Source organism: Ciceribacter sp. T2.26MG-112.2 (genome assembly GCF_900492205.1).
GTDB lineage: Bacteria > Pseudomonadota > Alphaproteobacteria > Rhizobiales > Rhizobiaceae > Allorhizobium > Allorhizobium naphthalenivorans_A.
Map to the genome: position 1 here is coordinate 219,386 of NZ_UEYQ01000001.1, position 18,153 is coordinate 237,538.

At 64.1% G+C, this 18,153-nt stretch carries 19 protein-coding genes; 8 read left to right on the top strand and 11 right to left on the bottom strand.

Features of this window, described 5'->3' with window-relative positions:
* Positions 1–94 precede the first annotated feature (94 nt).
* Positions 95–922: a tetratricopeptide repeat protein gene (locus DYZ14_RS01105; protein ID WP_154718958.1), complete on the top strand. Its 828-nt coding sequence runs from the start codon at positions 95–97 to the stop codon at positions 920–922.
* A 40-nt stretch (positions 923–962) separates the two neighbouring features.
* Here the strand turns inward: DYZ14_RS01105 and DYZ14_RS01110 are convergent, their stop codons facing one another.
* From DYZ14_RS01110 to DYZ14_RS01155, 10 genes are all read right to left on the bottom strand, one after another.
* Positions 963–1,607, bottom strand: a complete 645-nt coding sequence (locus DYZ14_RS01110) for a LysE family translocator (protein ID WP_154718959.1) — start codon at positions 1,605–1,607, stop codon at positions 963–965.
* Positions 1,608–1,743: 136 nt separating this feature from the next.
* Positions 1,744–2,727 (bottom strand): type II secretion system F family protein, encoded by a 984-nt coding sequence (locus DYZ14_RS01115; RefSeq protein WP_154718960.1) that lies wholly within the window; start codon positions 2,725–2,727, stop codon positions 1,744–1,746.
* 12 nt (positions 2,728–2,739) lie between these two features.
* Complete coding sequence (locus DYZ14_RS01120) at positions 2,740–3,753, bottom strand: type II secretion system F family protein (protein ID WP_154718961.1); 1,014 nt, start codon at positions 3,751–3,753, stop codon at positions 2,740–2,742.
* Between the two features lie 5 nt (positions 3,754–3,758).
* Positions 3,759–5,255, bottom strand: a complete 1,497-nt coding sequence (locus tag DYZ14_RS01125) for a CpaF family protein (protein ID WP_154718962.1) — start codon at positions 5,253–5,255, stop codon at positions 3,759–3,761.
* A 28-nt stretch (positions 5,256–5,283) separates the two neighbouring features.
* Positions 5,284–6,573 carry an AAA family ATPase gene (locus tag DYZ14_RS01130; RefSeq protein WP_115668790.1) on the bottom strand — a complete coding sequence of 430 codons (1,290 nt, stop codon included), beginning with the start codon at positions 6,571–6,573 and terminating at the stop codon, positions 5,284–5,286.
* Positions 6,574–6,607: 34 nt separating this feature from the next.
* Positions 6,608–7,300: a CpaD family pilus assembly protein gene (locus DYZ14_RS01135; protein WP_154719391.1), complete on the bottom strand. Its 693-nt coding sequence runs from the start codon at positions 7,298–7,300 to the stop codon at positions 6,608–6,610.
* 62 nt (positions 7,301–7,362) lie between these two features.
* Positions 7,363–8,934 (bottom strand): type II and III secretion system protein family protein, encoded by a 1,572-nt coding sequence (locus tag DYZ14_RS01140; RefSeq protein ID WP_195949775.1) that lies wholly within the window; start codon positions 8,932–8,934, stop codon positions 7,363–7,365.
* A gap of 11 nt (positions 8,935–8,945) precedes the next feature.
* Complete coding sequence (cpaB, locus tag DYZ14_RS01145; protein ID WP_154718964.1) at positions 8,946–9,758, bottom strand: Flp pilus assembly protein CpaB; 813 nt, start codon at positions 9,756–9,758, stop codon at positions 8,946–8,948.
* Positions 9,759–9,883: 125 nt separating this feature from the next.
* A complete protein-coding gene (locus DYZ14_RS01150; protein ID WP_154718965.1) occupies positions 9,884–10,396 on the bottom strand; it encodes an A24 family peptidase in 513 nt (170 codons plus the stop codon).
* A gap of 154 nt (positions 10,397–10,550) precedes the next feature.
* A complete protein-coding gene (locus DYZ14_RS01155; RefSeq protein WP_115668794.1) occupies positions 10,551–10,721 on the bottom strand; it encodes a Flp family type IVb pilin in 171 nt (56 codons plus the stop codon).
* A gap of 559 nt (positions 10,722–11,280) precedes the next feature.
* On the opposite strand from DYZ14_RS01155, the gene DYZ14_RS01160 reads away from it, so the two are divergent.
* The 7 genes from DYZ14_RS01160 to DYZ14_RS01190 all read left to right on the top strand — a co-directional run bounded on the left by DYZ14_RS01160 (position 11,281) and on the right by DYZ14_RS01190 (position 16,812).
* Positions 11,281–11,694 (top strand): pilus assembly protein N-terminal domain-containing protein, encoded by a 414-nt coding sequence (locus tag DYZ14_RS01160; RefSeq protein WP_154718966.1) that lies wholly within the window; start codon positions 11,281–11,283, stop codon positions 11,692–11,694.
* Positions 11,695–11,825: 131 nt separating this feature from the next.
* On the top strand, positions 11,826–12,476 hold the full coding sequence (locus DYZ14_RS01165; protein ID WP_154718967.1) for a TadE/TadG family type IV pilus assembly protein: 651 nt from the start codon (positions 11,826–11,828) through the stop codon (positions 12,474–12,476).
* Positions 12,473–13,090: a TadE/TadG family type IV pilus assembly protein gene (locus tag DYZ14_RS01170; RefSeq protein ID WP_232365397.1), complete on the top strand. Its 618-nt coding sequence runs from the start codon at positions 12,473–12,475 to the stop codon at positions 13,088–13,090. Before DYZ14_RS01165 ends, DYZ14_RS01170 begins: the two co-directional genes overlap by 4 nt.
* Before the next feature lie 154 nt (positions 13,091–13,244).
* Positions 13,245–14,465 (top strand): phosphopentomutase, encoded by a 1,221-nt coding sequence (locus tag DYZ14_RS01175; RefSeq protein ID WP_154718968.1) that lies wholly within the window; start codon positions 13,245–13,247, stop codon positions 14,463–14,465.
* Positions 14,462–15,430 (top strand): adenosine deaminase, encoded by a 969-nt coding sequence (locus tag DYZ14_RS01180; protein WP_154718969.1) that lies wholly within the window; start codon positions 14,462–14,464, stop codon positions 15,428–15,430. The genes DYZ14_RS01175 and DYZ14_RS01180 overlap by 4 nt, the downstream gene beginning before the upstream one ends.
* A 109-nt stretch (positions 15,431–15,539) precedes the next feature.
* Positions 15,540–16,169, top strand: coding sequence for a uracil phosphoribosyltransferase (gene upp / locus DYZ14_RS01185; RefSeq protein WP_115669046.1), 630 nt, complete (start codon positions 15,540–15,542; stop codon positions 16,167–16,169).
* Positions 16,170–16,302: 133 nt separating this feature from the next.
* The gene (locus DYZ14_RS01190; RefSeq protein ID WP_154718970.1) at positions 16,303–16,812 is read left to right on the top strand and encodes a TIGR02281 family clan AA aspartic protease; all 510 of its coding nucleotides are present in this window, start codon (positions 16,303–16,305) and stop codon (positions 16,810–16,812) included.
* Between the two features lie 28 nt (positions 16,813–16,840).
* Here DYZ14_RS01190 and deoA read toward each other — a convergent pair whose 3' ends face one another.
* Positions 16,841–18,151: a thymidine phosphorylase gene (deoA, locus tag DYZ14_RS01195; RefSeq protein WP_154718971.1), complete on the bottom strand. Its 1,311-nt coding sequence runs from the start codon at positions 18,149–18,151 to the stop codon at positions 16,841–16,843.
* Positions 18,152–18,153: the final 2 nt, after the last annotated feature.

An 18,153-nucleotide genomic window follows, 5' to 3' on the forward strand; every position in this document is an offset into this window, starting at 1 on the left:
AGGGTTAACAGATTATTGCTTGAGTGGAGGTTGCGCCGCCTTCGTCCGCGCGGATGGACATGCGGCGCCGGCAAACCGATCCAGGATAAGCGACATGGCTCTTCGGCAGACTTCACCACGGCACCGCATCGGTATTCTCGGCAGCGTCTGCGTGCTGATCGCGGCTGCGGCCCTTGGCGGCTGTTCGACGACGAAGAAGCCTCTGACGACCGGGTCCATCCCGAAACTGTCCAAGCCGGTCGAGACGATGAACGCCCCGGAACTGGCGCGCGCCGCAGCGACCGTGGGCGCCGGCTACGAGCGCAATCCGAAAGATAGGAACACCGGCCTCGCCTATGCCAACATCCTGATGATGACCGGACGCAACACCCAGGCGCTCGCCGTGATGCAGCAGGTGGCGATCGCCCATCCCGCCGACCGCGAGGTGCTTGCCGCCTTCGGCAAGGCGCAAGCTGCGGCCGGCCAGTTGGAACAGGCGCTCGGGACCATAGGCCGGGCGCAGACGCCGGACCGCCCGGACTGGCGCCTCTATTCGGCGGAAGGCGCCGTGCTCGACCAGCTCGGACGGTCCGACGAGGCCAGGGGGCGCTATCGCATGGCGCTGGACCTCAAGCCCAACGATCCGACCATCCTGTCCAATCTCGGCATGTCCTACGTGCTGGGCGGCGATCTCAAGACCGCCGAGACCTATCTCAGATCGGCCTCGCAGCAGCCCGGCGCCGACAGCCGGGTGCGGCAGAACCTGGCGCTGGTGGTTGGTCTGCAGGGACGCTTCCCCGAGGCCGAGCAAATCGCCCGCCAGGAACTCGACCCGCAGCAGGCGGACGCCAACGTCGCCTATCTGCGCTCGATGATGAGCCAGCAGAATTCCTGGAAGCAGTTGGCGGCCAAGGACGGCAAGAACGACAAAAGCACCAACTGAGCTGGTTAGATCCATCAGGGACGTCGTCGGACGGTTGCCGTCAGACGGCGCGCATTCTGACTGCATCGAGGATCAGTCGCACGCCGAGCCCGACGAGTACCGCACCGGCAATGCGATCGACGACGTGCTTCGCCCGCCCATAGGCCGCCCGCGGCCGCTCGGCTGAAAAGACCAGCGCCACCACCGCATACCATCCCGCCTCGACGACGAAGACGCCGAGCGGCAGCGCCGTGAACAGCCAGCGCTCCGGCGCGGCCGGGAGGAAAGCGGCAAAAATGCTGCCGTAGACCAGCGCGGTCTTCGGATTGCTGAGCTGGGTGGCGATGCCGACGGCGAGACTTTTCCAAGCGGCGCCAGCGTGGTCGACGCCCCCTGCCCGCTCCGGCGGCAGGGGCAGGCTCGCACCGCGCCAGATGCGAACGCCGAGATAGGCGAGATAGGCTCCGCCGAGCAGCTTGAACAGCAGATAAGCCCATTCGACGCGCACCAGCAGCGCATGAAGGCCGGCAAGCGCCAGAAGGGCGAAGATCGCACCGCCGATTCCCATGCCCAACGCAGCGGCAAGGCCGGCCCTGCGCGAGCGGATGATCGCGGTGTGGGAGACGAGCACGAAACTAGGCCCCGGGCTCATGGCCCCGATCAGCACGGTGCCGACGATGCTGAGCAGGATTGCGATGGAAGACATGCGGATCTCCGTTCCCAAGGGCCACGCGTGGCCAGCGCAAGACGAGCCGCACCGCCAATAGACGACGGCCAGGCGCGATTGCCGAGTGTTAACCGACGAGGTCGCCGGCGACAATCGGGCGAGGAATATGGAATGACTAGAAGCGGTCCGCCACCTGGATGCCGGCCGGGCCGAGAATGACCGCGACGAGGACGGGCAGGAAGAACAGGATCATCGGCACGGTCAGCTTCGGCGGCAGGGCGGCGGCCTTCTTCTCGGCCTCGTTCATGCGTTCGTCGCGGCCTTCCTGGGCCAGCACGCGCAGCGCCTGGGCGATTGGCGTGCCGTAGCGCTCGGCCTGGATGAGCGCCTGTGTGACGCTCTTCACCCCTTCGAGCTGGGTACGAGTACCGAGATTCTCCAGCGCGGTGCGGCGATCCTGCAGAAAGGAGAGTTCGGCGGTGGTCAGCACCATCTCCTCCGCCAGTTCGCTCGACTGGCTGGCGATCTCTTCCGCAACGCGGCGCATGGCGGCCTCGATCGATATGCCCGATTCGACGCAGATCAGCATGAGGTCGAGCGCATCCGGCCAGGCGCGGCGAATGGAATGCTGCCGCTTGTTCATCCGGTTCTTGACGTAGATGTTGGGCAGGTAGAAGCCGACATAGCCGCCGACGATCGTCACCAGCAGCCGCACCGGCAAGGCCTTTTCCGCCAGGTTGCCGAGGCCGAAGATCCACACCGCGGTCAGCGTCAGCGTCAGGAAGGGCAGGAGGAAGCGCGCCACCAGGAAGATGTTGAGCGCATTCTGCGAGCGGAAACCGGCCGCCTTGAGCTTGTCCATCGTCGCATCGTCGACCAGCGCCTGGCGCAGGTTGAACTTCTCGACGATCTGGCGGACAGACTGGTTGTTGCCGGCGCGCAGGCTCGCCTTGCCATGGCTGCCCTCGGCATTCATGCGGGCGCGCTCGCGGGCCCGGATCAGATCGCGCTCGGTCGAGACGGCCTTCATCCGCTTGTTGAGGTCGCCGCGCTCCAGATAGGGGATGGCAAAGGTGTAAAACGTCGCGAAAACCGCGATCGCGACGAGGGCTGCGACAATCATGGCGGGGTCGGTCAAACTTGCGGCGAGTTGCTCCATGGCCGGCCCTCCCTAGATGTCGAACTGGATCATGTTGCGCATGACAAAGATGCCGATCGACATCCAGACGGCCGAGATGCCGATGATGAGATGTCCGCGCGGGTCGGTGAACAAGATCATGATATATTGCGGCGACGTCAGGTAGACGAGCAGCGTGACGATGAACGGCAGGGCGCCGATGATGGCGGCCGACGCCTTGGCTTCCATGGAGAGTGCCTGGACCTTGGCCCGCATCTTGCGGCGATCACGCAGGACGCGCGACAGATTGGACAGGGATTCCGACAGGTTGCCGCCGGCCTGGGCCTGAATGGCGATGACGATGGCGAAGAAATTGACCTCCGTCAGCGGCATGGTCAGCATCATGCGCTGGCAGGCCTCGGGAACGCTTAAGCCGACCTGTTGGGATTCCACCACGCGGCGGAATTCGGCTTTCACCGGCTCCTGGCCGTCGGACGCGATCAGCCGCAGCGCGTCGTTGAGCGGCAGTCCGGAGCGGATCGAACGAACCATCACATCGAGCGCATTGGGAAACTCGTTGAGGAACTTCTTCTGCCGACGCCCGATCAGGAAACCGAGGATCCAGCGAGGCAAACCCAGACCGGCGACGAAGCCCATGCCGAGCGTGACGAGCAGGGGAAACCCGGCGAGGAAGGCGACCACGAGAACGACGATGCCGAGCACGACGCTGGCGATGTAGAAATGGCCCGGCGTAAACGACAGCCCCGCCCGCACCAGCCTTTGCTTGACGCTGGTGCTGGCGATCTTCTTCGACTTCTCTTCCTGCTTGCGCTCCAGATCCTTCAGCGAATCCTGGACCGATTTGCGCCGCTTGGAGATTTCCTGCACCCGGTCGCGGGCCGCCTTGACCTTGAGGGTATCGGTTTCGGCGGCCTTGACCCTGTTGATCCGGCTTTCCGTCTTCTTCTCGACCTCGATCCGCGAATAGAGGATCCCATAGGTAAGGCCAGCCGTCGCGATGGCCGCGAGAGCGACGATGGCGAGCACCATGGGATCGAAACCGAACATCGCGCCTAGATCTCCTTGCTCTTCTGTTCCATGGCGTCGAGGGCCGCGGCAAGGCGCCGTTCCTCGTTGTAGTAGCGCGCACGATCCCAGAAATGCGGCTTGCCGATGCCGGTCGAGACATGGCGGCCGATGATCTTGCCGGAGAGGTCCTCACCCTCCATCTCGTAGCGCATCAGGTCCTGGGTGACGATCACATCGCCTTCCATGCCGATCACCTCGGTGATGTGGGTGATGCGGCGCGAGCCGTCGCGCAGGCGGGCGGCCTGGATGATGACATCGATCGAGCCGGAGATGATTTCCCGCACGGTCTTGGCCGGCAGCGAGAACCCGCCCATGGCGATCATCGATTCCATGCGGCTCAGGCATTCGCGCGGCGTGTTGGCGTGGATCGTGCCCATCGAGCCGTCGTGACCGGTGTTCATCGCCTGCAGCAGGTCGAAGACCTCCGGTCCGCGCACTTCACCGACGATGATGCGTTCGGGGCGCATACGCAGGCAGTTCTTGACGAGGTCGCGCATGGTGATCTCGCCTTCGCCTTCGATATTCGGCGGGCGGGTTTCGAGGCGCACCACATGCGGCTGCTGGAGCTGCAGTTCGGCGGTATCCTCGCAGGTGATGACGCGTTCGGTCGTATCGATATAACCGGTGAGGCAGTTCAGCAGCGTCGTCTTGCCCGAACCGGTACCGCCGGAAATGACCACGTTGCAGCGCACGCGACCGATGATCTGCAGGATCTGCGCGCCTTCCGGCGTGATCGCGCCGAACTTGACCAGCTGGTCGAGCGTCAGCTTGTCCTTCTTGAACTTGCGGATGGTGAGCGCCGGGCCGTCGATGGCGAGCGGCGGGGCGATGACGTTGACGCGGCTGCCGTCGGGAAGACGGGCGTCGCAGATCGGCGAGCTCTCGTCGACGCGACGGCCAACCTGGCTGACGATGCGCTGGCAGATCGACAGCAACTGAGCGTTGTCGCGAAAACGGATTTCCGATTCGATCGTCTTGCCTGCGACTTCAATGAAGGTCTGCCCGGCACCGTTGACCATGATGTCGGCGATGTCGTCGCGCGCCAGCAGCGGCTCGAGCGGGCCGTAGCCCAGAACGTCGTTGCAGATATCCTCGAGCAGTTCCTCCTGCTCGGAGATCGACATCGCGAAGTTCTTGATGGTGATGATGTCGTTGACGATGTCGCGGATTTCCTCGCGCGCGCTCTCGCCGTCGAGCTTGGCGAGCTGCGAGAGGTCGATCGTGTCGATCAGCGCCGAGAAGACCTGGCTCTTGGTGTCGTAGTAGTCCTGGGTGCGGGGCGGACGCTTGCGCGCCGGGCTCGCCGCGGGGGACTGGAGCGGCGGCGGCGAGACCTGCTGGCGCACCACCGGCTCTTCGCCGACAGGATCGAACGACGGGACGCGTTGCGGCTGGGCGGCCGCCGGCGGCGCAGCCGGAGATGCCGTTCCAGCCCCCAGACCACCCTTGCCAAATCCGTCGCTTCCGCGTCTGCCAAACATCACTGACTACCTGTTTCCGTCGAAGACACTATTTCCGGCCGAGCAATCCGAGCACCTTGTCGAGCCCGCCCCGCTTCGGCTTCTTCACCGTCGCCCGTCCGGTCACCAGATGGGCGATCTGGGCAAAGGTCTCGGCCGTCGGCGACTTGGCGTCGATCTCCGAGATCATCCGGCCGCTATTGGCCGCATTGCCGAACAGCGCGGCATCGAAGGGAATGATGGCGATCGGCTCGATTTCCAGCGGCTCGAAGAAGTCCTGGGGCGCGATTTCCGGCCGCTTCGGCATGCCGACCTGGTTGAGCAGGAGATGCGGCGCCTTGTCGTTGGGCCTGAGCTTCTTCAGGGCGTCGAGCATGTTCTTGGCGTTGCGCAGGTTGGCAAGATCGGGCGCGCAGGTGAGGACCACCTCGTCTGCCTCGGCAAGCACTGCGCGGGTCCAGTCGGACCAGGCATGCGGAACGTCGAGCACGGTGATCGGCGCGGAGCGCTGCAAGAGCTCGAGCAGCGGCTGGAATGCGCCGCGATCGAAATCATAGGAGCGATCGAGCAGCGACGGGGCGGCCAGCAGCGACAGATGCTGCGAGCAGGTCGTCAGCAGGCGGTCGAGGAAGACCTCGTCAAGCCTCTCGGGCGAAAACACCGCCTCGGCGATGCCCTGGGCCGGATCCTGGTCGAAATCGATATTGGCCGTGCCATAGGCGAGATCGAGATCGGCGAGGATGGTTTCGGTGGCAAACAGGCTGGAAATGCCGAAGGCGCAGTTGTGGGCGATGGTCGAGGAGCCGACGCCGCCCTTGGCGCCGATGAAGGCGATGGTGCGGCCGAGCGGCTCGGCTTCGGGATCGACGAAGATCGCCGAAACGGCGGCCATGACCTCGGCCATGCTGACCGGGGAGACGATGTATTCGGAAATGCCGTTGCGGACCAGTTCGCGATAAAGGGCGATGTCGTTGTGCCGGCCGATGATGATGACGCGCGAGCTCGGATCGCAGACCTCGGCCAGCGGCGCCAGTTCCTGCAGCAGGGTCTGCGGTGTGGCGTCGGTTTCGAGGATGATCAGATTGGGCGTCGGCGTCGACGAGAACATGGAGGCGGCGGCGGCAATGTTGCCGTTGGTGATCCGCATGCTGACCTTGGCCATGCGCCGATCCTGGGCGCATTGCTCCATCACCCGCTGCACGCCCTGCGAGACGCAGAAGGCGTGAACGGAAATGCGCGGCAGGGGCCGCAGGCTTTCGAGATCGCCGGTTCCCACCCTGCCCTCGGGCAGAATGTCGTCTACGGGCCTCGTATCGAATTCGTAGTCGATCGCACTCATGCTTTCATCCTGCCTTCGGGTGGCTCGCGCCGTCCTAGTTCGAAGAGGTGTCCTTGCCCTGGCGATAGAGCCCGATCACGGTCGAGCGCCGCGTGGCATCGATCGGTGCCTGGGCGCGCGGGGTGACGAGATCCATCGGATTGGCGATCTGGGCCGCCAGATTGGCCTGGGTGGCGCAGCCGAAATTCTGCCAGTTCCTGTTGGAGAAGGTGTTGGCCTGCAAGTCCTCCGGCCACTGGCCGCACTGGTTGGTCACCGCGGTGATCGCCACATAGCTCAGCCGGACCGGTGCGGCATCGCCGCTTGCGCCTGCCTGATAGCTGGTCTCGATGATGCGCGGCGCCGGCACGCCGCGACCGATCAGCGCCTGGCGGATCTGACGGCGCATCAGCGATGCCGCACCGGCATTCGGCGAGCCCTGCGGCAACAGGATCTGGATCGTACCGGACGAGCTCGCGAGATAATCGGCGGCAAAGCCGCCGACCGCGTCGGACATACCGATCGTCAGTTCGCGATCGCCCGAAGCGATCGGGATGTCCAGCGTGTGCTCGACTTCCGTCAGCGTGATCGGGTGACGCGTCCGGTAATCGTCGGGAATGGAACCGGTGTTCATCCTGTCGGGATTGGTGCCGCATCCCGACAGGATGGCGGCAGCACCGAGAATGGTCGCGGCGAGCGCGGTGCGGGTGAAGCGCGGCGCGGCGAAAGTGGATCTCTTGAGAGGCATGGTGTTGCGGCTTTCGCTGTTGCCGGGAAGGGTCTGGTGCTTGTTCATCCTCGCCTCCCTCTTCACTTGTAGATGAAACCGACGGCGCCGTGGTAGCGACCCGTGGCATCCGCTTCGCGCCGGCCGTAGACCTTGTTGACCTTGTTGAGGAAGAAGGTCGCCGCATCGTTTTCGGGATTGAAGTTGTCGTCGGGCCGCTGCAACTGGTTGCGTGCCACCGGCCGGACCAGATAGGGCGTGGCGATGATCACCAGTTCGGTCTCGTTGCGCTGGAAGTCCTTGCTGCGGAACAGCGTGCCGAGGATCGGCACCTTGGCGAGGCCGGGAACACCCGACATGGCCTGACGGATATTGTCCTGGACGAGACCGGCGATGACGATCGAGCCGCCCGAGGGCAGTTCGACGGAGGTCGAGGCCTCGCGCTTGCGGATCGACATATAGGTCGAGCCGGGGATACCGCGCGACGTGTTGCCGGTGACGACCGAACCTTCCCAGGTCGGCTCCGAGACATTTGTCTCGATCTTCAGGCTGATGCGGCCCGGCGCCAGCACGACGGGCCGGAAGTTCAGCTCGATGCCGTAGTCGACGGTTTCGGTCGTGCGGGTCACGGTCGGACTGCCCGTGTCCTCGTCAAAATTGATTTCCTGCTCGGCGGCCATGCGGAACTCGCCGCCGACGTAGAACTTCGCCTGTTCGCCGGAGATCGCCGTCAGGCTCGGTTCGGCGAGCGTGCGCATGACACCGGCCTGCTCCATGGCGTTGATGTAGCTGCTGACCGTATAGCCCGCGATCGAGCCGACCGCGGTGGGCAGGACACCGCCAAGCGCATTGGTCACGCCGACGGAATTGCCCAGATTGGAGGGGTTCTGGAAGGTGATGCCGCTCGAGCCGTCGGAGACGCTGCCGTTGAAGCCGAGCTGCTTCAACACCTGGCGGCTCACTTCGGCGACGGTGACCTTGAGCGTGACCTGGTCCTCGCCTTCGATGGTCAACAGGTTGACGATCGAGGAGACCTGACGCTCTTCGGCGAAGATCGCGACGTCGCCGCCATTGTCGCCACCGGACGCCGTTTCGTTGCGCGTGGTCGCTTCGCCGCCTTTCAGGAAGGCCGTGGCCAGGCTTTCGGCGCGGGCCGCGTCCTGCGGCGTGCGGACCGTGCCGGTCAGCACGATGTTGTCGGAGACGATCTCGACGGTGATATCGGATTCGGGAATGAAGCGGCGGAGATTGGTCTCCAGTCCGGCAATGTCGCGCTCGATCTCGATGTCGAGGCTGACGATCTCCTCGCCGTTCTCGCCGAAGATGAAGATATTGGTCTGGCCGACCGCCTTGCCGAACAGGTAGATGCGGCGCGAGGTGCGTGTGACGGCATCGGCCATTTCCGGGTCGGCGACGAGAATGTCATGCGCATCCTGCGGCAGATCGACGACCAGCGCCTTGTTGAGGCCCAGCTTGACGGTGCGGCGGGCACCGGGACCGGCCTCGGCAATGCGCAGCACGCTCTGGCTTGCCGCTTCGGCGGCCGGGACGGAGAGGAAGCTCGGGGCATAGTCGCCCGGCATGCCGGAGAAGGCCAGGCAGAGGGCCAGGCCTGTGGAAAGCGACGGGCGGATCTTCCGTTTCGAACTGGTCATGACATCCCCCCTCATTCCGACTTGGCGTCGGCGGTCGACTTGACCACCTCGCCCGACTTGATGACCTGGATCGATGGACGGCCCGATCCGCCGCTCAGCAGATAGTCGGCCGCGGACGTATCTTCTTCCTGGGCGTCGGCGACCGAGCGCAGGGCGAGCGACAGGCGCTCGGCCATCTGCTGGGCGACGGTGAAGACCTTTGCCTGGTCCGGCGTCAGCTCGAGCGTCGCAGTCGTGCCGACCACCGACTTGCCGCCGTCCGGCGTTTCCTCGATCTGCTGGTCGATCGCCAGCACGCGCACGTTTGAAAGCACCGTCTCGGTCAGATAGGAATCTTCGCTGCCCCGGCGCACCATGATCACATCGACGCGGTCGTTCGGCAGGATGAAGCCGCCGGCGCCGGTTGCAACCGAGATTTCGCTGGCGACCGCACGCTTGCCGGACGGCAGGAGCGACGACATGACGCGACCCGAGGAATCGGCGATCTTCTCGCGCCGCACCGGCTCGCCCTCGAACATCGGCAGTCGCACGACGACCCCGGTCAGCTCGGTCATCGCCTGGGGGCGGGCATTTTCCGTGATGAACCCTTCGATCACGCTGCCTTCGGGCCAGGCCATCCAGCGCATCGACTTTTCATCGAGCCGCGATCCGACGGGGAGGTTAGCGGCAGACACCAGGACGTTGACCGTCGGTTCCTTCTTCACCACCGACTCGGCCTGCTCCATCACGACGGAGCGGGTGCCGCTGAGCCGCATGGCCAGCAGCCCGGCCATGCCGGCGGCGACGATAGCCACTGCGAGAATGATGATACGCGCGGGTTTCATGATCGTTCCTTGAGGGACGCAAAGGTCTGTGCCTCGCAGAATGATCAGCAATTGGTGTAATTATGGTTAACAAGCCGCTTACGATCTTGGTTAACGATCGCTTTCGGTCACCTCATCGTCGCGTGTTACCGGATGTTGTCGAGCGCGGCGAGGACGAGGGGCGACTGGGGATAGGTCATCAGGCCGGCAAAGCCGATGGCGATGGCATAAGGCACCTTCTTGGCGCCGAGCAGGGACTGGGGAATGGGCAGACCCATGGCGATCACGGTATTCAGGCGCGAGCGCAGGAGCAGGATGACGATGGTCAGCGCCCCGCCCAGATAGGCGACATGAATGAGGAAGGACATGAGCTCCGGCGTGAAACCGTACCAGACGGCCGCAGCGGTCAGGAGTTTGGCATCGCCACCGCCCATCACGTTGAAGGCAAAGAGCGTGAAGCCGACCGAAAAGACGATCAGGCCCGCCACCAGATGCATGCCGAAACCCGCCCAGGTCAAGCCGACGAAGGGGGCCACTACAAAGAATGAGGCCAGTAGGATCGCCGGGATCCGGTTGGGGATCGTCATCTCGAACAGGTCGGTCAGAGCCGCCAGGACGAGGCATATCGGGAATATCACGAAGATCGCAGCTTCAAGCATGGCACGCTTCCGACTTAGACCCTTTGACCCTAACGGGCTCGGCTTAAGGAAATGCAAATCGCGGAGCGATCCGTCTCGCTCAACGAAAGAGACCGCCCTCTGGACGAGAGCGGTCTTTGGATCGCCTATGCCGATATGACCGGCAAGGGATGTATCAGTTGTTGTCCAGCTTGTCGGCCAGGTCCTTGAACTGATTGTTCAGCGAGTTGCCGAGCGTCGAGGCGCCGGTGATGAGGGCGACGGAGATCAGGGCGGCGATGAGGCCGTACTCGATCGCGGTTGCGCCGGATTCATCCTTGAAAAAACGTGCAAAAATCTTGGTCATGTGACTCTCCTACTCCACGAAGGTTGTTCAGCACTCCCGGCAACTGTTCGCCGTTGCTCGGATGGCTGCAAACTACACAGCGGCCATTGCCATCGGCTTAACAAAGACAGTTACCGAGACCTGAAGAGAGGATTGCATCGGGCGTGGTAAACGAATGTCGAACAGGCCAGACTGCATTTTAGTCGATCGCCGAGACCTCACTACGGCTTCGTAAATAGTGATTAATTATCAATATGTTGACTTAGCACTCGGACAGGCTGCGACCGCCCGGTGGGGCAACTGGCGACCTTAGTGCCCAGGCGTATGCCCGTTAACGGGCGAACCATGCGCCATTCCGATACGCCTGGCTTGCGGATCGCACGCAGACCACCGGCATCCTGCCTCTGTCCTTTGCAAGGCGGAACGAGCGGCAACTCGTTCCGGAAGGGCTTGAAGTCCGATATCGTGCGCGATCAAGCAGTCGCGATCGTTTCCTCGGGCGACTTAACGGTTCATTCACCATTCCCGACCATGCTCTCAGACCAGTCACGATCACAGGCGGTTTCAAAGGCTGGCACGTATGTTGTCTCGCAGCGTTCTCTTCTCGCTTGCCGGCGCCCTTGCGCTGAGCGGAGCCCTTGCCGCCGGACCTGTCCGGGCCGAGGACGACACGGTCCTGCGCGTCTATATGAACAGCGCGCGCGTGCTGAAGCTCGATCGCCCGGTGAGCAAGGTGATCGTCGGCAATTCCGATGTCGCCGATGCAACCGTTGCCGACGCCCAGACCATCGTTCTCACCGGCCGCGCCTTCGGCACCACCAACCTCGTACTTCTCGACGCCGACGGCAATGCCATCGTCGACGAGCGCATTCTGGTGTCCATCGACGAGGGCAATACCGTGCGGGTGTTCAAGGCCACCACGCGCACCGTTCTGTCCTGCTCGCCCAATTGCGAAGAGCATGTCACCACCGGCGCCACCGCCGCCACGAAGTGATTCAAGGCCCCGACCGGCAAACCCCGTGAAAGGCCGCTTGCGGCACGCATCGAATTGTAAAGATCGCGACAACGGAAAATCAACACTTCGCTCCTAACGTCGAGACTGATCCCGGACCGCGGATACGAGCGATGAGCGCAGACTTCAAGCATCCCGACAGGCAGCACCAGGACGGGCGCGCCAAGACCGGCCGGCCGATACGCCGCCTGTGGCGACGCCTGCGCCGATCCCGCGACGGGGCTGCGGCCATCGAGTTCGCCATTCTGGCCATTCCCTATTTCCTCATCATCTTCGCAATCATCGAGACCTTCGTGGCCTTCTATGCGGAGCAGATGGTCCATTTGGCCGTGAACAACATGGCGCGCGAGCTGCGCACCGGCCGGATCACCTACGATCTCGACCGGACGACGGACATGACCGAGGGGGAGTTCCGCCAGGCTTTCTGCAACGAGATCTCGATCCTCATCACCTGCTCCGAAACAGAAATCGCCACGCCTTCGAAACTTTACCTCGACGTCCGTACCTTCCCGACCTTCGGCGACATACCCGGCGAAATACCGCGCATATCGACCGCCGATTACTCCGACATTGACCCGTCGAGCTTCGATTTTGCCCCCGGCGGTCCCAAGTCCATCAACATGGTCCGGGCCCTCTACCGCTGGCAGGTGATGACCGACCTCGTCCGGCCCTATATCACCACGATCCGTCCGGCCGACGGCTCGATGCCCACCGACTTCCTGATCTCGGCGACGACGGCCATCCAGAACGAGGATTATCCGTGAGCGCACCGAGCCAGACCCCGGGCCGCGACGCCGACCGGAGCCGGAAAGGCTACCTTTCCCGGCTGACATCGGCGCTACGCCGCATGCGCGACGACCGAAGCGGTATCGGTGGCGTCGAATTCGCCCTGATCGCCCCGCTGCTGCTGGTGCTGTATCTGGCGGCTTTCGAGCTGACACTCGCCTTCAACACGTCGAAACGGGCAACAGTGTCGGCCAGCACCGTCGCGGACCTCGTGTCGCGGACGGACAAGGTCGTCAAGGACGACCTCGATGACATGATCGATGTCGTGAGCGCGATCTTCGCGCCGTATGACCCGTACAAACTGGCGCTGAATATTACAGGGGTCAAAGTCGACAGCGCAAAGGCTGCGTCGGTGGCGTGGTCGTGGTCGAATTCCGGCTCCGCACCCTATGCGGTCGGCGCGACGGTGCCGGTGCCCGCCGACATGCTCGAAGCCGACATCTTCCTGATCCGCACCGAACTCACCGTTTCCCACGAATTGCTGATGTATCTTCCGGCGCTCTCCGGATCGACGATCAGGGAACTGACGATCACCAGAGAATTCTACTTCCGGCAGCGCGTCAATACCGACATCACCTGTAGCGACTGCTGACAGGGCGGCTCTCCTTAAGGGCCGTGACGGCGCTAGAGTCCATTTCACGTCCGCCCCCGGGTTTGCCAAGCCGGCCGCTTGGCGCTAAACATGCCGCTTCGACCGCCCGGACGACGACAGCCATGAGGGCCGTGTCCCGCGGCGCAGGTGGACCATGGCACGAGCATTTCTTTTCGTTCTTGATTCCTTCGGCATCGGCGGTGCGCCCGATGCGCCCGCCTATGGCGACGACGGCTCCGACACGCTCGGTCATATCGCCGAGTTCTGCGCGGCGGGTGCAGGCGATCGCAAGGGGTTGAGGTCCGGTCCGCTTGCGCTTCCCAACATGTCGGCCCTCGGACTGGTGGCCATTGCCAAACTGTCGAGCGGACGTGCGCCGGCCGGCATGCCTGTGCCGGAACGGGTGTTCGGCCTGCACGGCGCGGCGAACGAGGTTTCGCACGGCAAGGATACGCCGTCGGGCCATTGGGAGATCGCCGGGACGCCGGTGATGTTCGACTGGGGCTATTTTCCTGCAGACGGCGACGCCTTTTCCGAGGAACTGGTCGAGACGATCTGCCGCGAGGCGGAGCTTCCCGGCATTCTCGGCAATTGCCACGCCTCGGGCACGGAAGTCATCGCCAGATTCGGCGAGGAGCATATCCGCACCGGCAAGCCGATCTGCTACACGTCCTCCGATTCAGTCTTCCAGATCGCCGCCCACGAGACGCATTTCGGCCTCGAGCGCTTGCTGACGCTGTGTCAGATCGTGCGCAAGCTGATCGATCCGCTCAATATCGGCCGGGTCATCGCACGACCTTTCATCGGCGAGACGCCCGCCACCTTCCAGCGCACCGGCAACCGCCGCGACTATTCCGTGCTGCCGCCGGAGCCGACCTTGCTCGACCGCCTCGTCGAGGCCGGCCGCAGCGTGCATGGTGTCGGCAAGATCGGCGATATCTTCGCCCACCAGGGCGTGTCGCGCGTCATCAAGGCGAACGGCAACATGGCGCTGATGGATGCGACGCTGAAGGTCATGGACGAGGCGGCGGACGGCGACCTGGTGTTCAGCAATTTCGTCGATTTCGACATGCTCTACGGCCACCGCCGCGACGTGCCCGGCTATGCCGCCGCACTCGAGGCCTTCGACCGGCGGCTGCCCGAGGTGCATCGCAAGCTCAAGCCCGGCGACATGGTGCTGATGACCGCCGACCATGGCTGCGACCCAACCTGGCGCGGCACGGACCATACCCGCGAGCGGGTGCCGATCATGGCCTTCGGCCCCGGCATCAAGTCTCGCATGATCGGTATCCGCAATACCTATGCCGATATCGGCGAGACGATTGCCGCCCATCTCGGCATTCCGGCCGGGCCGCATGGACGGAGCTTCCTTTGACGGCACATCTGAAGAAGGCCGAACTCCACTGCCACGTGGAGGGCGCCGCACCGCCGGCTCTGACGATGACGCAGGCGGAGAAATACGGCGTGGCAACCGATGGCTTCGTCAAGGACGGCGCCTATGTGTGGAACGATTTCACCAGCTTCATAGCCTGCTATGATTTCGTCGCGTCCGTCTTTCGCACGGCCGAGGACTATACGGCGCTGGCCGAGGCCTATCTCCTCGAGCTGGCCGCCGCGAACACGATCTATAGCGAGCTGTTCATCTCGCCCGACCATGGCGAGGCCGTCGGCCTGTCGCCCGACGACTATGTCGGCGGCCTTGCGGCGGGCATCCTGTCGGCCCGGGAAAAGACCGGCATCGAATGCCGCATGGTGATCATCGGCGAACGGCATCTGGGGCCGGAAAACGTGCTCGCCCGCGCAAAATGGGCGGCGACGTTCGACCATCCGCTGGTCACCGGCTTCAACATGGCCGGCGAGGAGCGGATGAACCGGGTGGCCGATTATGCCCCGGCCTTCGACATCGTGCGCGAGGCAGGCCTCGGCATCACCATCCATGCCGGCGAATTGTGCGGGGCCTTCTCCGTCGCCGATGCGCTGGACCTGGTGAAGCCGAGCCGGATCGGCCACGGCGTGCGGGCGATCGAGGATGCGGACCTGGTCAGGCGGCTGGCCGATCTCGGCACGGTGCTGGAGGTCTGCCCCGGCTCGAACATCGCGCTCAAGGTGTTTCCCGACTATGCCAGCCATCCGCTCCGGCGCTTTGTCGAGGCCGGTGTGCGCGTGACGCTCAACTCCGACGATCCGCCGTACTTCCATACCTCGCTGGCGCAGGAATACGAGACGGCGTCGACGGTGATGGGCTTCACCGACGCAGAGATTAACGCCATGACGCGCACGGCGATCGAGGCGGCCTTTGTCGACGAGCCGACCCGGAAGGCGCTGCTCGCCCGGCTTTGAACGTCCGCGCCTGGGGATGAGCGGGCAAATTTCAACGACGCCCTTGCGGGTTCCCGAGGGAATGTGGAAAACATTTCCTATCACAAAAGAAGAATAGAAGGGCCCGACCATGGACGGCGTCACAGTCATCAATCATCCGCTGGTTCAGCACAAACTGACCATCATGCGCCGCAAGGAGACCTCGACGTCGAGTTTCCGCCGGCTGCTCAGGGAAATCTCCACGCTGCTCTGCTACGAGGTGACGCGGGACCTGGAACTGACCATGGAGACGATCGAGACGCCGCTGACGACCATGCAGTCGCCGGTGCTCGAGGGCAAGAAGCTGGTCTTCGCCTCGATCCTGCGCGCCGGCAACGGCCTTCTGGAAGGCATGCTGGAACTGGTGCCCGCCGCCCGTGTCTCGCATATCGGCGTCTATCGCGACCACGAAACGCTGCAGCCCGTCGAGTATTATTTCAAGGCACCCGACGCGCTCGACGAACGCCTGATCATCGTCGTCGACCCGATGCTGGCCACCGGCAATTCCTCGATCGCGGCCGTCGACAAGCTTAAAGAACGCGGCGCGAAGAACATCCGCTTCCTCTGCCTGCTCGCCGCACCGGAAGGGATCAAGAACTTCCGCGAGGCGCATCCGGACGTGCCGGTCTTCACCGCCTCGATCGATAGCCATCTCAACGAGAAGGGCTATATCATGCCCGGTCTCGGGGATGCCGGCGACCGCATGTACGGAACGAAATAAAGGCTTAACCAGAATTGACGGATCACGCCCCGGGACACGCGTTCCGGGGCGTTTTCGTTCGCGCCTTAGCGGCTTTTCAATCGGGATGGGCTATCAGACCCCCCGAAGGCTTGGATAAGGCGGGAGAAATGCCATGCTGATGCGCGCGATCGGGCTGGTTTTCGTGGTGGCGGTCGCTGCAACCCAGGTGCCACAGGTATTCGAGGCCCTGAAGATGCCCGTCTCCGCCGGCGGCGGGACACCCGCCGCAGTGCCGGTGGCGGTCGCTCGGGCGGGAACCACGGTGCTGGAAGCCGACGCGACGGGCCATTATCGCGGCACGTTCAGGCTCAACGGCAAGGCCATCGAGGCCATGGTCGATACCGGGGCATCGCTGGTGGCGATCAACGAGACGACCGCGCGGCGCATCGGGGTCAGCATCGCCTCGCTCGACTTCAAGTATCCGATCAGCACGGCAAACGGCGAGACCCGCGCCGCGCATATCCGCCTGCAACGGGTCGAGATCGGCACGGTGCGGGTTGAGGACGTCGACGCCTTCGTGCTGCGCGACAAGGCGCTGTCCGGCACCTTGATCGGCATGAGTTTCCTCAAGCGCCTCGGCGGCTATTCGGCCGAGGACGACCGCCTGCGCCTGGAGCGTTAAGGGGCACCCCTGCCCTCGCCCCTCATTCTCAGTTGATGCGCTTGCCGATCACCGGCGCGAGCTCCGGCCTGTCGTCGGCGATGCCATAGTTTGCCGCCACCATCTGCGCGGCACGCTCGCCGCTGTCGCGGTCGTTGGCATGCACGGTGGCAATCAGGTCGCCCCTGGATACGGCGGTGCCGAGCGGAATGAGCCCCGTCAGCCCGACCCGGTGGTCGATGGCATCGGTCGGTCGCTGACGTCCGCCGCCAAGGGCGACGACGCAAAGGCCAAGGCCGCGGGTGTCGGCGGAGGCGAGGTAACCATCGGCCTTGGCCAGCACCGGAATCTCGATGGCCGCCTTTTGCAGGTAGCGATCCGCATTATCCATGAAATCGACCGGACCGCCGAGCGCATGCACCATTCGGCCAAACACCTCGGCTGCCTTGCCGGAAGCGAGCACATCACGACACCGGGTGAGGCCCGTCTGGAGGTCAGCGACAATGCCGGCATTGACCAACATCTCGGCCCCGAGTGCCAGCGTCACTTCCTCGAGCCTGGTGCCGGTCTTGGCGCCGCGGAGGAAATCGACCGCGTTCTGCACCTCGACGGCATTGCCCGCCGCATCGGCAAGCGGTTCATTCATGTCGGTCAGAAGCGCCGAGGTGCGCACCCCTGCCCCATTGGCAACAGTCACCAGCGAGCGGGCCAGCGCCTCGGCATCCTCGGCCTTGGCCATGAAGGCGCCATTGCCGACCTTGACGTCGAGGACCAGGCTCTCCAGTCCTGCGGCGAGCTTCTTCGACAGAATGGAGGCGGTGATCAGCGGAATGGATTCGACGGTCGCGGTGACGTCGCGGATGGCATAGAGGCGCTTGTCGGCTGGCGCAAGATCGCCCGTCTGGCCGATGATGGCGCAGCCGACCTCGTCCACCACCCGGCGGAAGGTCGCCGCATCGGGCATCACGTCATAGCCGGGGATCGACTGCAGCTTGTCGAGCGTGCCGCCGGTGTGGCCGAGACCACGACCGGAGATCATCGGCACGGCGAGCCCGCAGGCCGCAACGATCGGCGCTAGCATCAGCGAGACATTGTCGCCGACACCACCGGTCGAATGCTTGTCGGCGATCGGCTGGCCGATGCCGGCCCAGGATAGAACCTCGCCGGAATCGCGCATGGCAAGCGTCAAGGCGACGATCTCCTCCGGCGTCATGCCCCGGAAGAACACCGCCATGGCAAAGGCCGCGACCTGGCCCTCGGAAATGCTTTCCTGGCTCAGCCCTTCGACGAAAGCGGTGATCTCGGTAGCGGTGAGGACGGCGCCGTCACGCTTGCGGCGGATAATTTCCTGGGGCAGCATCT